11 protein-coding genes and 1 tRNA gene are annotated in these 13,286 nt (G+C 72.6%); 3 read left to right on the top strand and 9 right to left on the bottom strand.

The window, feature by feature from the left end; all coding sequences use genetic code 11:
* Positions 1–28 precede the first annotated feature (28 nt).
* Entirely contained in the window at positions 29–1,132 is a 1,104-nt protein-coding gene (locus NGB36_RS20425) for an LLM class flavin-dependent oxidoreductase (RefSeq protein WP_255921790.1), read from the top strand.
* Between the two features lie 3 nt (positions 1,133–1,135).
* On the opposite strand, the gene NGB36_RS20420 is transcribed toward NGB36_RS20425, so the two are convergent.
* Positions 1,136–2,848 (bottom strand): putative bifunctional diguanylate cyclase/phosphodiesterase, encoded by a 1,713-nt coding sequence (locus NGB36_RS20420; RefSeq protein ID WP_308288892.1) that lies wholly within the window; start codon positions 2,846–2,848, stop codon positions 1,136–1,138.
* A gap of 384 nt (positions 2,849–3,232) precedes the next feature.
* Here NGB36_RS20420 and NGB36_RS20415 point away from each other — a divergent pair, with 384 nt between their 5' ends.
* Positions 3,233–4,585: a M6 family metalloprotease domain-containing protein gene (locus NGB36_RS20415; RefSeq protein WP_255921788.1), complete on the top strand. Its 1,353-nt coding sequence runs from the start codon at positions 3,233–3,235 to the stop codon at positions 4,583–4,585.
* A gap of 93 nt (positions 4,586–4,678) precedes the next feature.
* Here the strand turns inward: NGB36_RS20415 and NGB36_RS20410 are convergent.
* The 6 genes from NGB36_RS20410 to NGB36_RS20385 form a co-directional block, all read right to left on the bottom strand.
* A tRNA-Lys gene (locus NGB36_RS20410) sits at positions 4,679–4,751 on the bottom strand.
* A gap of 59 nt (positions 4,752–4,810) precedes the next feature.
* On the bottom strand, positions 4,811–5,440 hold the full coding sequence (locus NGB36_RS20405; protein WP_255921787.1) for a bifunctional DNA primase/polymerase: 630 nt from the start codon (positions 5,438–5,440) through the stop codon (positions 4,811–4,813).
* A gap of 147 nt (positions 5,441–5,587) precedes the next feature.
* A complete protein-coding gene (locus NGB36_RS20400; RefSeq protein ID WP_255921786.1) occupies positions 5,588–5,953 on the bottom strand; it encodes a DUF8844 domain-containing protein in 366 nt (121 codons plus the stop codon).
* Between the two features lie 66 nt (positions 5,954–6,019).
* Positions 6,020–7,366, bottom strand: a complete 1,347-nt coding sequence (locus NGB36_RS20395; RefSeq protein ID WP_255921785.1) for an AAA family ATPase — start codon at positions 7,364–7,366, stop codon at positions 6,020–6,022.
* Positions 7,363–8,901, bottom strand: coding sequence for a hypothetical protein (locus NGB36_RS20390; protein ID WP_255921784.1), 1,539 nt, complete (start codon positions 8,899–8,901; stop codon positions 7,363–7,365). Before NGB36_RS20390 ends, NGB36_RS20395 begins: the two co-directional genes overlap by 4 nt.
* Complete coding sequence (locus tag NGB36_RS20385; protein WP_372509482.1) at positions 8,892–10,088, bottom strand: hypothetical protein; 1,197 nt, start codon at positions 10,086–10,088, stop codon at positions 8,892–8,894. Before NGB36_RS20385 ends, NGB36_RS20390 begins: the two co-directional genes overlap by 10 nt.
* 77 nt (positions 10,089–10,165) lie before the next feature.
* Between NGB36_RS20385 and NGB36_RS20380 the strand changes: the two genes are divergently transcribed.
* Entirely contained in the window at positions 10,166–10,912 is a 747-nt protein-coding gene (locus NGB36_RS20380; protein ID WP_255921782.1) for a TetR/AcrR family transcriptional regulator, read from the top strand.
* Positions 10,913–10,921: 9 nt separating this feature from the next.
* Here the strand turns inward: NGB36_RS20380 and NGB36_RS20375 are convergent, their stop codons facing one another.
* Positions 10,922–11,740, bottom strand: a complete 819-nt coding sequence (locus NGB36_RS20375) for an isocitrate lyase/PEP mutase family protein (RefSeq protein WP_255921781.1) — start codon at positions 11,738–11,740, stop codon at positions 10,922–10,924.
* A 72-nt stretch (positions 11,741–11,812) separates the two neighbouring features.
* Positions 11,813–13,162 carry an NsdA family TPR-like regulatory protein gene (locus tag NGB36_RS20370; RefSeq protein ID WP_255921780.1) on the bottom strand — a complete coding sequence of 450 codons (1,350 nt, stop codon included), beginning with the start codon at positions 13,160–13,162 and terminating at the stop codon, positions 11,813–11,815.
* Positions 13,163–13,286 lie beyond the last annotated feature (124 nt).

Here is a 13,286-nt window from a genome sequence, read left to right as displayed (position 1 = left end):
GCATCCGGCATCCGGGAGGCGACGAAGCGTGGGCGACGAGCAGGCCGAGCAGCAGACGGCTGACGCACAGGGGATCCGCGGCGCGGCCCGGGGCACCGCACCCGTACCGCTCTCCGTTCTTGATCTCGCGACCGTCGGCAGCGGCCGCAGCTCCGCCGACGCGCTGCGCACCAGCGCCGCGCTCGCCCGCCGGGCAGAGGCGCGCGGCTTCCACCGCTACTGGGTCGCCGAACACCATTCGATGCCGGGCGTCGCCAGCTCCTCGCCCGCCGTCATCCTCGCCAACCTCGCCGCCCACACCCGTACCATCCGGCTCGGCTCCGGCGGCGTGATGCTGCCCAACCACGCGCCGCTGGTGATCGCCGAGCAGTTCGGGACGCTGGAGGCGCTTGCGCCCGGCCGCGTCGACCTGGGCCTCGGCCGCGCGCCCGGCACCGACGGTGCGACGGCGGCCGCGCTGCGCCGCACCGAGCGTGCCGAGGGCGCCGATGACTTCCCTCAGCAACTTGCGGAGTTGATCCGCTTCCTCGACGACGACTTCCCCGACGGCCACCCTTATCGCCGTATCCATGCCGTGCCCGGCCCGGTCCAGGGGACGACGGCGGGGAGGCCTCCCGTCTGGCTGCTCGGGTCGAGCGGCTTCAGCGCCCAGCTCGCCGGCGCGCTCGGGTTGCCGTTCGCCTTCGCCCATCACTTCTCCGCCGCGAACACCATCCCGGCGCTCGCGCTGTACCGGGACTCCTTCCGGCCGTCGGCGGTGCTCGACCGCCCGTACGCGCTGATCGGCGTCCAGGCCTTCGCGGCCGACGACGAGCGTGAGGCGCGGCGCCAGGTGCTGACCGGTGCCCTGGCGATGCTGCGGCTGCGCACGGGCCGCCCGGGGCTCGTCCCGTCACCGGAGGAGACGGAGGCCTACCACTTCACCTCGCTGGAGCGGGAGTTCGTGGACTCGTGGCTCGCCAATGTCGAGTACGGCACGCCGGAGGCGGTGCGCGAGGGCCTGGGTGCGCTCGCCAAGCGCACCGGCGCCGACGAGCTGATGATCACCTCCAACGCCCACGGCGGCGAGGCACGGCTCCGCTCGTTCGAGCTCATCGCCGACGCGTACGAGCTCCCCGGCGGCGAGGGCTAGCGGCTACCGGCTGGTGCCCAGTATGGCCGAGATGCCGTCGGGCGCGACCGCGCGGGAGTAGAACCAGCCCTGGCCCGTGTCGCAGCCGATGCGGCGCAGCCGTTCGGCCTGGTCGGCGCTTTCCACGCACTCGGCGGTGACGGTGAGACCGAGCCGGTGGGCGAGTTGGACCAATGCCTCGACAATCGTTTCATCGGCCGCATTCGGATGCTCATGGGAGCGGAAGCCGCGGACGAAGGACCCGTCCAGCTTGAGCGCGGCCACCGGCAGTCTGCTCAGGTAGGACAGGTTGGAATAGCCCGTGCCGAAGTCGTCGATGGCGATCCGCACGCCCATCTCGCTCAGCGCGTGCAGCGCCTGCAGGGGCCGGCCCGCCGAGCCCATCACCGCCGACTCCGTCAGTTCGAGCTGCAGCAGCTCCGGCGGCAGGCCCGTCTCGTCGAGGATGGTGGCCACATCCGTCACCAGGTCCGAGTCCCATACCTGGCGGACCGCGACATTGACGCTGACGAAGATCGGGTCGTCGGGGTGGTCCTTCTGCCAGGCGCGGGCGCGGCGGCAGGACTCGGCGAGCACCCAGCGGCCCAGCTGGACGATCGAGCCGTTTTCCTCAGCCAATCCGATGAACCGATTCGGCGCCAGCCGCCCGAACTGTGGGTGGTCCCAGCGGACCAGGGCCTCCACGCCACGCAGCCGTCCGTTGTCGAGCGCGACGAGCGGCTGGTATTCGAGGGTGAACTCACCGCGTTCGACGCCCTGCCGCAGGGTGCTGCACAGTGCCTGGCGGGTCATCCGGTGGGCGTTGCGCTCCGGGTCGAAGAGCGTCCAGCGGGCCTTGCCGTCGGCTTTCGCCCAGTACAGCGTGGTGTCGGCGGCCTGCATCAGTCCGGTGGGAGTGGTGCCGGCGGCGGGGCGTTCGACCACGCCGACGCTGGCCGAGATCGCCAGCCGGTGGCCTTCGAGGTCGAACGGGCGCTGCAGCGCGGCGAGTACGGAGCCGGCGAGGGAGACCGCCTGCTCCGTTCCCTCCGACTCCTCGACCAGCAGGGCGAATTCGTCACCGCCGAGCCGGGCGGCCAGGTGTCCGCCGTGTTCGACCACTGTGCGCAGCCGGGCCGCGACGGCGGAGAGCAGCCGGTCGCCGATCGCGTGGCCGAGGGTGTCGTTGACCGCCTTGAATCCGTCGAGATCGAGGTAGCAGATCCCGACCCGGCCGGTGGTGGGGGAGCGCAGTGCGGCGGTGAGCCGCTCGAAGAACAGGGCGCGGTTGGGGAGCCGGGTCACGGGGTCGTGCATCTGGAGGTGGCGCAGCCTGGAGGCGAGTTCCCGGCGCTCGGTGACATCCTCCACCGACACCAGCGCGCCGGGGGTGCCGCCGCGCAGCGCTGCGACGGTGACCTCGGCCCACAGCGCGCGACCGTCGGGGTGCTTGAGGCGGCGGGTGCAGCGCAGTCGGTCGCGGCGGCCGCCGAGCACCTCGCGATAGGAGTCCTTCAGCCGCCGGTCGGCGGCGATTCCCAGCAGGTCGGCGGCGCGGCAGGCGGTGAGGCGGGCCGGGTCGGCGCCGAGGAGCGAGCCGAGCGCGGAGTTGGCGGCGAGGAGCCGTCCGTCGGGGTCGACGAGCGCCATGGCGGTGCGGGCGACGTTGAAGGCCGCGTGGTAGTCGCGGACCTCCGCGAGCGGGAATGCATCCGGCGCCGATCCCGGCGCCGGAATGTCACATTCCGTGACGGGGCGAGAGGGAGATGAGGGCTCGCTGCTGGGGCCGACCTGGGGTCCGCCTTCAGCTTGCTCCCGCTTCACAGTCGTCTCGCACAGGTAGTCGGGGAGGTATTGGAATACCGTCAGAAGACGGTTTCACGCTGGAAATGTGGCGATCATAGAGGGTTCCGGTGTCGAGGAGCCACCGTTTCCCACGGTGATTCTCGGCACGCACATACGGAATGACCGTTCCTGCACCGGTGATGTGCCAGTGATGCGCCAGCCTGCACTCAACTGATCGATGGCGATCGTCCGCTACGGAAAGTAATGATGTCGGGTTGACTCGACCGGACCAGCACAACAGGGCAGAAGCCCGCAATCCGCCACATGGTGGATGAGATGAGCAGAATGCATGATTCCGGTCGTCGGCGGGCACGCGACGACGCGGGCACAGGCGTCAGGGGTCCGAGGGCCGCACGGGTCGCGGCCCTTGTCGCGTTGCTGCTCCTCGCCGCCGGCGGATCGGCCGTTTCGCCCGCCTCCGCCGGGCTCGCGGCTCCGCCCGCCGCGCCCGCCTCCCGCCCGTGCGCACTGCGCGCCACCCCCGGCGTCCCGATGTCCGAGGGCTTCCCACTCGCTCCCAGCAGCGACTACGCCCACTCCACGGGCGACGTGCGTGCCCTGGTCCTGTTCATCGACTTCCCCGACGCGCCGGCCGCCGAGAGCGCCCCCGCGCGGTACGCCGAGTTCTTCCCGGCCGTGCAGCAGTGGTACGCCCGCGCCTCGTACGGCAGGCTGCGCTATCACGCGGTGCCGGTGCTGCGGTACTTCCGGATGCCGCGGCCCTTCTCCTCGTACGGCATAGAGCGCGGCTACGGCTGGCCCGTGCACCGCGCCATGATGCGCGACCTGGTCAAGGTCGTCGGCCACGCCGTCGACTTCCGCGGCTACAACATGGTCAACGTCATTGCCACCCCCAACGCGGGGCCGCCCGCCGACGAGACCGTTCTGTCCGTCACGTGGACCGGCGGCAACGCAGCCACCACCGCCGACGGCACCCGGCTCGACAGGGTCTCCGTGATATACGGCCACGACCAGGCCGGATACCGGGTCCTCGTGCACGAGAACGGCCACCTGCTCGGCCTGCCCGACCTGTACTCGGTGAGCGACTTCCGCCGCACCGACACCCTCGCGGGGCAGTGGGACAGCATGTCGCTCGACTGGGGGCTGCAGGGCGATTTCTTCGCCTGGCACAAATGGCGGCTCGGCTGGCTCTCCGACTCCCAGGTGGACTGCGTCGTCCCGGCCAAGGCGGCGAAAGCGGCGAAGGCTGCGCAGGGACGCCGGGGGCAGCGGGGGCAGCGGGCAGCCGATCCGCCGGGGCGGCTCTACCACCTCGCCCCCCTGGAGACGCCCGGCGGGCAGAAGGCGGTCGTCGTGCCGTATGGGCGCGCCGCCGCGTACGTCGTCGAGGTTCGCCGTTCCCTCGGCAACGACGCGCAGGCGTGCTCCCAGGGTGTGCTGATCTACCGGGTCCGCACGGACGTCGACACCGGGGACGGCCCGATCTCCATCGTCAACGCGCACCCGAACACCAATGCGTGCGACTACAGCAGCGGCTCGTTCAATTCCCTCAACCGCGCGCCCTTCGGTACGGGCGGACGGTTCATCGACAGCGGCGCGGGCATCGAGATCGACGTCCTCGGCAAGGACGCGGCAGGCGGCTGGACGGTGCAGGTGAAAAGGGGCTGAGGGGAGCTTGAGGGGAGTCCGACGGGAGGGGCGTATGACGAAAGGCGTCCCACCGTGAGTGGAACGCCCAGGTCAACGGCTATGGCCGTGGAGTGCGCCGCCAGGGACTCGAACCCCGAACCCGCTGATTAAGAGTCAGCTGCTCTGCCAGTTGAGCTAGCGGCGCCCGTTTCGACGAAGGAGACAGTAGCACCCAGCTCACAGGGATGAAAAATCGGTATGTCCTCACGTCGGATCGGCCGCGACCAGCGCCTCCGTGACCGCCTCCGCCCGCGAGGCACGCAGACATGCCCACAACAGCACATCGGCGCCCGGCAGCCAGGGGTGCCGGGCGTCCGGAGCCACCAGCCAGCGGGCGCGTGCCCCGTCCGCGGCCCGCTCGGACGGCACCAGAGGCGGCACGGTCACGGCGTCGCCCAGCCCGTGGAAGAGCAGCGGCGGCACGCTTGCCCCCCACTCCTCCCAGGCGAGCAGTGCCGGCAGCCGGTCGGCGGTGCCGGGGGCGGCGAAGAGCAGCATCCGTCCGCGGTGCGAGGCGACCGGGCCGCAGCCCGGTCCCGCCGCCCATAACCGGTCGAGAACGCGGCGGCCGAAGAGCGCGGGGAGGTTGACCACGTCGAAGGCCGTGCCGCACGGCAGCACGCTCGGCGAGGTCGGCCTGGCCGACCAGAGCGCCTGCACGCTGCGGGGGAAGGAGCTCGCCGAGGCGAGCCAGTCGGCGCCCGCCACGGTGACGTACTCGGACTCCGGGGCGGCGGGCCCGGGGGAGTCGTCACGCCATTCGCCGTGCCGGTCGATGCCCCAGATGCCGCGCGCGTGCCGTCCGTACGAGCTGTCCCACGTCGATTCGCTCATGCGCGATACATCTACCCGCGCGATGGCACCCGCCCCAGCGAAACACTTGAATCCGGGACAGGATGGCAGCCGACCCAGTACGCTACGCTCGCATATGCCAACGGATCGTGTACGCGGCGTTGGCCCCCGGTCCGGGACCATCGCCACTCAGTCCCGCGGACCACCCTGCTTGAGGAGACCGGCGCCGAACTCGATCATCTTCTTGGCATAGTCCTCGCTCCACTCCGCCCGCTGCGCGATCCCTGCCACCGACATCCGGTCGAAGCGCTTGGGGTCGGCGAGCTGTGCCGCAGCCATCGCCTGGAACTCGGTGGCCCGGTCGGCGGCGGCCTGGAACGCCAGCGCCAGCTCCGTCGACCGTTCGAGCAGCTCCTGCGGGTCCTCCATCGACTCCAGGTCGAAGAAGTGCTCGGGGTCGGACGCGGCCGCTTCGGGCTCGAACAGCAGCGGTGCCGGGCGCATCCTGCGTCGTCCTTCCTGCGGCGTCTGGTGAGCCGGCTTCGGCTCGGACATCTGCGTACCTCCAGGTTTTCGGGCCGCCATCCATTGTCCCGCACGGCACAAGCCCCCCGGGGCCGCTCAGGGGGTCCAGGCGATGCGGTGCTCGCGGAGCCGGGCGAGTACCGCGTGGTTCGCCTCCCAGCCGTCCGGGAACTTCACCGTCACACCGAGCTGCACCGGTTCGGTCGACGGATGCTCGTCCAGCAGCTCGGCAACGCCTGCCCGGCACACCACGACGCATGCGTGGCGGTGCCGGGACGCCAGCACGCACAGCCTGCCGGTCTCCAGATGGAACGCCGTCGCGTCGGGGCGCCCCGACAGGGGGTGCAGCACAACGGTGACGTCGAACTCCCGGCCCTGCAGCCGGTTCGCGGTGTCGACCGTGACCCCCGCCACCCCGAGCGCGCCGAGCTCCGCCCGTACCACGGCTGCCTGATCGCGGTGGGCTGTGCCGACGGCAATGCGGTCCGCGGTGAGCGGCGCCGGCTCCGCCGCACGCTCGCCGGTCGTGGCCCCGCCCCGGTCCAGCAGCCGCCGCACGACGCGGGCCACCGCCGCGACCGCCTCCGGATCGGTACGCGGCGTGAGCCGCGCCGGCAGTTCGAGCAGCCCCCAGCCGCTCGCCGCCGCCTCGTCGATCACCCGGTCCGGACCCTCGCCGTCCGACGCGAGCGCGAACGACAGCCGCCGCTCGCCCGGTCCCGTGCCGCTGCGGAACGGGGTGTATGGGTAGAAGGCGTCGGAGATCAGCGGCGCAGCCGAGGCAGGCAGCCGCCACGAGACCGGCAGCCGGTGCTGCGGCAGGTGCGGATTGTGCGCCAGCAGCGTCACCACCGCGCTCGCCGACGGGTCGTACGAAAGCCCCGCCCACTGCTCCGCGCCCACCACGCTGAACGGGTCCAACTGGCCGGGGTCGCCCACGAACAGTGCGCGCTCGAAGAGCCCGGCCACGCGCAGCAACGCGTCGGAGCGCATCTGGTAGGCCTCGTCGACGATCGCGTGGCGCCACGGCTCGATGTCCTTGCCCTTGACGTACGCCCACTTCGCGGCGGTCGCGATCACCACCTGCTGCCCGCGCAGTTCGGCCGCCTTCGTGGACTTCAGCACCGAGGCGTGCCGGTCGAGCACCGGGTCGGGCGGGGCGTCCGAGCCGTGCAACCGGCCGATGGGCAGGCCGGGCTCCGCGGTCGCGAGCCGGTCGACGAGATCGTCCACCTGGGCGTTGGTCTGCGCGACGATCATCAACGACTCGCCGTCGGCGGCGAGTCGGCGTGCCGCGCGCACCACCAGCGTCGACTTGCCCGCGCCCGGCGGCGAATCCACGACGACGCCGCGGTGCGGGCTGTCCCGGGCATCGCGCAGGATCGCCTCGGTGGCGGCCTCGGCGGCGGCAGCGGCGTCGAAATCCTCACCTGCCTCACTCAAAGGAAGTCCTCCGCGGTCACGGGATCGGGCGCGGCGGCGGCCGGGGCGGAGCCGGGCGGGCCGCCGTGGGTCCACGGGATGTCCTGCGGGTCCGGCAGCTCGGGGCCGCCGTGGGGCGCGTGTTCGAAGAGCGTCCAGCAGACGAAGTCGCCCTGGCCCGGCACCGAGCCGGGCTCCGGCACCTTGCCGCGGCCCATGCCGCTGACCAGCCTGAGCAGCAGCGCCCCGTCGCGCTCGGCGACGAACTCGGCGGTCTGGGCGGACGGTACGGCGGCCACGGGCGGCACTCGGTACACCTTGGCGCCCGGCTCCAGGCGCGGCCGGTCCCCCGTGACGACGCTCACCAGCGGCCGCGGCATCGGGCGTCTGCCGTCCGAGTACGCCATCTCGACCTCGACGACCTCACCCGCGAACGCCTCGCCGGCCAGCCGCCGTCCCGCCATCACCAGTGGGTCGTCCAGCGCCTCCTGCGCCTCGAGACGGGCTTGCGCCGCCTCGCGCCCGGCGAGCTTCTGCGCGGCCGTGACCGCGTCGTCGCGCTTCGGCTGCGGCGGCTCGCCCGCTCGCACCCGGTCCCGGTGACCGGTGAACGACCAGCGGTCGCGCTTCCAGCGGTCGCCGGCCCGGGACGCCGGCGGCAACGTGCGCAGCAGATCGATGCCGCGCCAGACGTTGTCCCACGTCGGACGTAGCTGGCCGGCCACGAGGTCGCGTATCGCCCGCTCGGCGGGGCCCAGGTCCGCACCCGCCGTCCTCGCCGCGTCGAATCGCGCCATCGCCGGGGCGAGGGCGCGGTTGTCGAAGACTGGATCGGTGGGCGGCCCTGCGGGCGGGCTGAGCAGCAGACCGTGCTCGTCGCGCGCCACCTCCGCAAGACGCGCGGCGGCCGCGCCGTTCGTCCCCGTCGGCGGATCGATCCAGGCGAGCAGCGCCCCCAGATGCTGGTCCTCCAGGGCGCTCTGCCCGGTCGCCCAGTGGCGGCTGAGCAGGTCGGTCATGGCCATGAGCAGCGCACTGCCCGGGGTGCGCGCCCGCTCGCCGTAATGCGTCAGCCAGCGCCCGAGCAGCGGGACCCGCTCGGGCGCCGGGTAAGGTTCTTCAGGGTCGTCCTCGGCGGTGCGGCGAAAGCGCGTGGAGCGGCCCAGCAGCCGTACGTACTCGATAGCCGTGGTGTTCGGCACGATCAGCTGCGGCGCGTCCGCGCAGATCTCGGACTCCTCCCTGGCCCGCGTCGCAGGTTCGGTCTCGACCGCGTCCTCGTACGACTCGATGTACGGCAGCACGGCATCGGCCAGCTCCGCGAGGAAGGCGAAGCGCAGCTGCCGGTCGCGCGGCTGCGGCACGACGAGCAGCCGCGGCGCGTCCCGGTCCGTCCCGACCAGCGCGCCCAGCGGAGCGCCCACCTCGCCCGCGGTCGTCAACATCACCAGGACCAAGGGGCGTTGGGACAGATGGCGGTGTCCGACCGTTGCGAGCGGCTGGGCGCGCCCCTCGGCCGCGGCCTGCGCTCGCGCGAGAGTCACCATCAGCGACATGCCGCCTCCTGCAGTGCCTGGGAGCGCAGCGCCGCGGCCCTGCGCAGCGCGGCCACCGCCGGATCGTCCGAGGCGCCGCCGTCCGCGGAGGCTGCCGCGAGCACCTGCTCGACGGTGGCCAGCGCACCGAGCTCGCCGCGCAGCGAGCGCCCCAGCGATTCGACCGACCCCATGGCACGCGCCCGTTCCCTGCAGTGGAAGGCGAGTTCACAGGTCGCGAGGCATTCCGGTGCGTAGGCGGACGGCACCGAGTCGACGGCCGCGGCGAGTTCGGCGCCCGGCCGGGTGGCCCGCCGCGCCAGCGGCTCATGTTGCTGTCTGTCGTCGTCCGCGAGCCGCAGATCGAACGTGGTGCCCTCCGGCAGGCCTGCGAGGAGCTCCTCGACCCGGGTGAGCCGGGCCAACTGCCGCCGGGTGACCGACAGCTGCTTGCGTACGTCGAGCAGCTCGGCGGTGGGCAGATTGGAGAAGTCCTTCGGGCAGACCAGCAGCGCCTCCGGCCGGGCCGCGCCCGGCCGGATCCGTTCCAGCGCCAGCACGTAGACGGCGGCTTGCCGCGCCGCCGCGCCCACCTTCACCGGATCGGCGCTCCCGTCGAGGACGGGGAAGGACTTGACCTCGATCACCGTCCACGACCCGTCCGGGCGCACGGCGATCGCGTCGGGCTCCAGATATGCGGGCGACCCGGCGACGTCGAGCACGAGCATCGGGTGGTCGAGCAGCGCCCAGCCGCCCGCAGGTGACAGCTGTTCGAGCGCGAGCCGGGTACGGGCGGCGCGCGCCTGCGGGTCCGGTGCGCTCAGGTCGGGCAGCGCCGCCACTGCATCCGCTTCGCTGTTCGTCGCGCCCAGCAGCCGCAGCAGCTCCTGGCAGCCGTCGGCCTTCACCCGCGCCTCGAAGGCGTGCCCGCGCGCGAAAGCGAACTGCGACTGCCCGAATGGCGCGGGCGCCCCCAACACCCGTGCCACCGCGGCCTTGTCCACCCCGGCCGCGTCGAGCAGCGCCCGCCGTCCGCACCCGGGATTGGCGGCCAGCGCGGCGAGCGCCCGGGCATCGAGCGCTCGTGGTGGAACGGCCGGTCCGCGCAACGCGGCCAGCCGCTCCCGCAGGGTGGTGCTCTCGGTCACGTCCGAAAGTCTGGCATCCGGGACCGACAACGCGGGGTATCGGGGGGAACATGAACGCATTGCGGACGCTGAACCGTACGACATACGTTATAAAGCGCCCGCATCGTCCCCGTCCCCGTCCCGATGAGCCGCCCATCATGACGAAGCCGCCCGTACATCCCCCCACACGTCCAACTCCCCGCCGCCGCACGCCTCGCAACACCCTCAACCGTGAGCGCGTCCTCGATGCCGCCGTCTCCCTCCTCGACCACGAAGGGCCCGACGCCTTCACCATGCGCGCCCTCGCCGAACGCCTCGGCGTCGGCACCATGGCCGTCTACACCCACTTCACCGGCAAGGACGAGATCATCGACGCCGTGCGCGAACGGCTGCTCGCCGAGATCGCCCTCCCCGCCGCCGAACACGCCGAACACGCCGGACACCCCGGACACCCCGGACACCCCGAGCACCCCGGACCCGCCGAACCGCGGCGCGCCGTGCGTGCGCTGTGCCGGAGCGTCTACCGACTGCTCGCCGACCACCCCTCCGTGCTCCACCTCCTCACCCGGGGGCCCGTGCGCGGCGACGAGGGCACGGCCGTCGTCGACCGTCTGCTCGGCCTGCTGCTGCGATCGGGGATGGACCGCTCGGCGGCGGCCCGCGCCGAGACCGCGCTGATGCAGTACACGGTGGGCGCCGCGCTGTGGACCGCGAGCGGACGCCGTCGCGGGCTCGCCCACCAGAACGGCGGCGAGCGGCTGCGGACACGGTTCGCCGGGCTGCCCGCGGACCGCTTCCCTCACCTCGTCGACCTCGCGCCGGAGCTGGCGTCGGCGCAGGACGGCCTGCGCCAGTACGAGCACGGCCTCGACGCGCTGCTCGACGGCCTGCTGGGTGCGGGGTGAGCGGGCGGCTCACCCGCGGAACCGCTCCGCCAGCGCCTGCACCTCCCCGTACGAGGGCACCTCGCGGACCGGTGCATCCGGGTGCGCGACGGCCCAGGCCGTCTCGACGGCGCTGTCCAGGGCCGCGCGGAAGAGCAACGAGCCGGTGGAGATGCGCCGCACGCCCAGCTCCGCGAGCCGGTCGTAGCTGACGCGACCGGGCGCGAACAGGACGTTCAGCGGTACGCCGACCGCCTCCACCACGCTGCGGACGGAGTCGTCGTCGACCAAGCCCGGCACGAAGACGCCGTCGGCGCCCTCCTGTTGGTAGGCCTCGACGCGGCGGAGCGTCACGTCGAGCGACGGTGCCTCACGCAGCCAGTGGGTGTCCGTTCTGGCGTTGACGAACAGGTGCGGCACGCGCTCCTTGACGGCGGCAATCACCTCGCGCTGCCGTGCGACCGGGGCGAGCGAGCCGTCGGCCCGGCCGTCCTCGATGTTGACCCCGACGATCCCGGCGTCGGCCAACTCGGCCGCGAGCGCCGCGACGTCACCGGGGTCCTCGCCGAACCCGCCCTCGATGTCGACGGTGATCAGCGCATCGAGCCTGGCCAGCCCGAGTGCGAGCGCCACGGTCTGCGCCCGGGTCGCCCCGGCCCCGTCCACCATGCCGGCGGCCGCGGCGACCCCGAGGCTCGTCGTTCCGATCGCCCGGAACCCGCGTGCCGCGAGCGCCGCGGCGGACGCGTGGTCCCATGCGTTGGGCAGCAGCAACGGCTGCTCACGATGGTGCAGCTCCCGGAACTCCTGGAACCTGCGGAACCCGTCGTCAGGTGCGAAGTCGCTCATGCGCCCACGGTAGGGCGGCATCGCTTCGCTCCCCGTCGAAGCGAGCCCGCCGCGCGGTGAAGCGTTGCAGCGTTACGCCGATCGCCTGGAGTGTGCATGCCGGGCCAGGAACTCGGCCACCGCGCCGCGCCTGCGGTGCGGGCCGAGCGTCGTCGCCGCCGCGTCCAGCATCGTGCGGATGCGCGAGGACCTGACGTGCTCGCCCAGCAGGTCGAGCACTCGCCGGCCCGCCTCCGCCGCCTCGTCGGGTTCACCGCCCGCTGCGAGATCCCCCGCCAACTCCGCACTGTAGAGCGCGATATTGCGCGTGAAGTGAGGATCCTGCAGGGCTACGCCCCGCCGTGCGTGCACCGCGGCGCGACGGTACTCGCCCAGCCGCGACCAGCACTGCGCCTCGAGTCCCTCCAACTCGGCCTCGCCGTAGAAGGTCATCCACTCCGGATCGGCGTCGGACGGCCCCTTGCCGTACAACCGCGCGGCGCGCAGCAGCGCCCGCTCGCACGCCGCCCGGTCGCCGAGCCCGGCCCAGCCCCCCGCCTCACGCAGGGCGAGCAGCGACAGCAGGCGCGACGATCCGAGCGCTCTGGCCGCGCGCTGGGCGGCCTGTGCGGCTCGCACCGCCTCGCGCGGGCGACCCGCGTCGCGCGCGAGGAACGCGGTGTTGCAGAAGGCGTGCGCCTCCAGCGCCGGGTCGCCGGACATACGGGCGGTGGCCAGCGCTTCCGCATAGTACGAACGGGCATCGGCATGGCGCCCGGAGTCGTGCGCCAACCATCCCACGGAGATGGCGAGTTCACCCGATCCGGCGTGCAATCTGTCGGCGACGGCCTGGCTGTACATCCCCTGGTCGAGCAGCGCATAGGCGCTGCGCAGCGAGTGGCCGGCCCGCTGGAAGAGCCCTTCCGCGCCGTGCCTGTCGTCGAGCAGCCGGATCTGTCGCACCGCCTCCTCGACCGAGTGGGCCTCGCGGCCGCCGATCCGGCGCGGTACGGCCGGTGCCGGGCCGATCGGCGCCGGCAGCGCTGCCGCCAGTGCGGCAGCCGGGCCGCTGGTCATGAATGCGCGACGCAGCACGTCGCTCTCCTCGTTGTTGCTGTCAGTGCTGAAGGTGCCGTCATCCACCATGGGCACCACGGGCCCCGCATCCGCGTGCAGCCTGCGACCCCGTACCGCCTCGCGCGGTGCGAACCCCATGTCCGTGAGCGTGCAGCCGGGGAACATGTGCTTGAAGACTCGCTCGTACGCGTAGTTGGGGCACCGGATCTCGCCCGACTCGACGCGGCCGATGTAGCGCGCGTCGCAGCTCACCCGCTCACCGATCTCGCGGGCCGCCCTCCGTACCGCCGCGGCGAACTCGCCGGGCGACAGGTCGCCCCGCAGCCGTCGGAAGGCTGTGTTGGGCGCCGGCGGTGAGGGTGCCATGACGAGGCCTCCTCCTGAGGGTGTTCGGGGTGCTGGGATGGTGCGGGGTGTGGTACGTGTGTGATTTCGGCGGCACGACCGTACTCGCTGTGATGCGGCAAGTACGCAGTGTTTGGCTACAAAC

The organism is Streptomyces humicola (assembly GCF_024436035.1).
GTDB lineage: Bacteria > Actinomycetota > Actinomycetes > Streptomycetales > Streptomycetaceae > Streptantibioticus_B > Streptantibioticus_B humicola.
The sequence above is the reverse complement of the archived record's forward strand: the minus strand, read 5'-3'. Positions and strand labels throughout refer to the sequence as shown.

What these genes read in the sequence shown, in the direction of transcription:
- NGB36_RS20385 (WP_372509482.1), bottom strand. Translation starts at nt 10,088, where the DNA reads ATGCGTTCATGTTCCCCCCGATACCCCGCGTTGTCGGTCCCGGATGCC.
- NGB36_RS20390 (WP_255921784.1), bottom strand. Translation starts at nt 8,901, where the DNA reads ATGTCGCTGATGGTGACTCTCGCGCGAGCGCAGGCCGCGGCCGAGGGG.
- NGB36_RS20415 (WP_255921788.1), top strand. Translation starts at nt 3,233, where the DNA reads ATGAGCAGAATGCATGATTCCGGTCGTCGGCGGGCACGCGACGACGCG.
- NGB36_RS20375 (WP_255921781.1), bottom strand. Translation starts at nt 11,740, where the DNA reads ATGAGCGACTTCGCACCTGACGACGGGTTCCGCAGGTTCCAGGAGTTC.
- NGB36_RS20405 (WP_255921787.1), bottom strand. Translation starts at nt 5,440, where the DNA reads ATGAGCGAATCGACGTGGGACAGCTCGTACGGACGGCACGCGCGCGGC.
- NGB36_RS20380 (WP_255921782.1), top strand. Translation starts at nt 10,166, where the DNA reads ATGACGAAGCCGCCCGTACATCCCCCCACACGTCCAACTCCCCGCCGC.
- NGB36_RS20370 (WP_255921780.1), bottom strand. Translation starts at nt 13,162, where the DNA reads ATGGCACCCTCACCGCCGGCGCCCAACACAGCCTTCCGACGGCTGCGG.
- NGB36_RS20400 (WP_255921786.1), bottom strand. Translation starts at nt 5,953, where the DNA reads ATGTCCGAGCCGAAGCCGGCTCACCAGACGCCGCAGGAAGGACGACGC.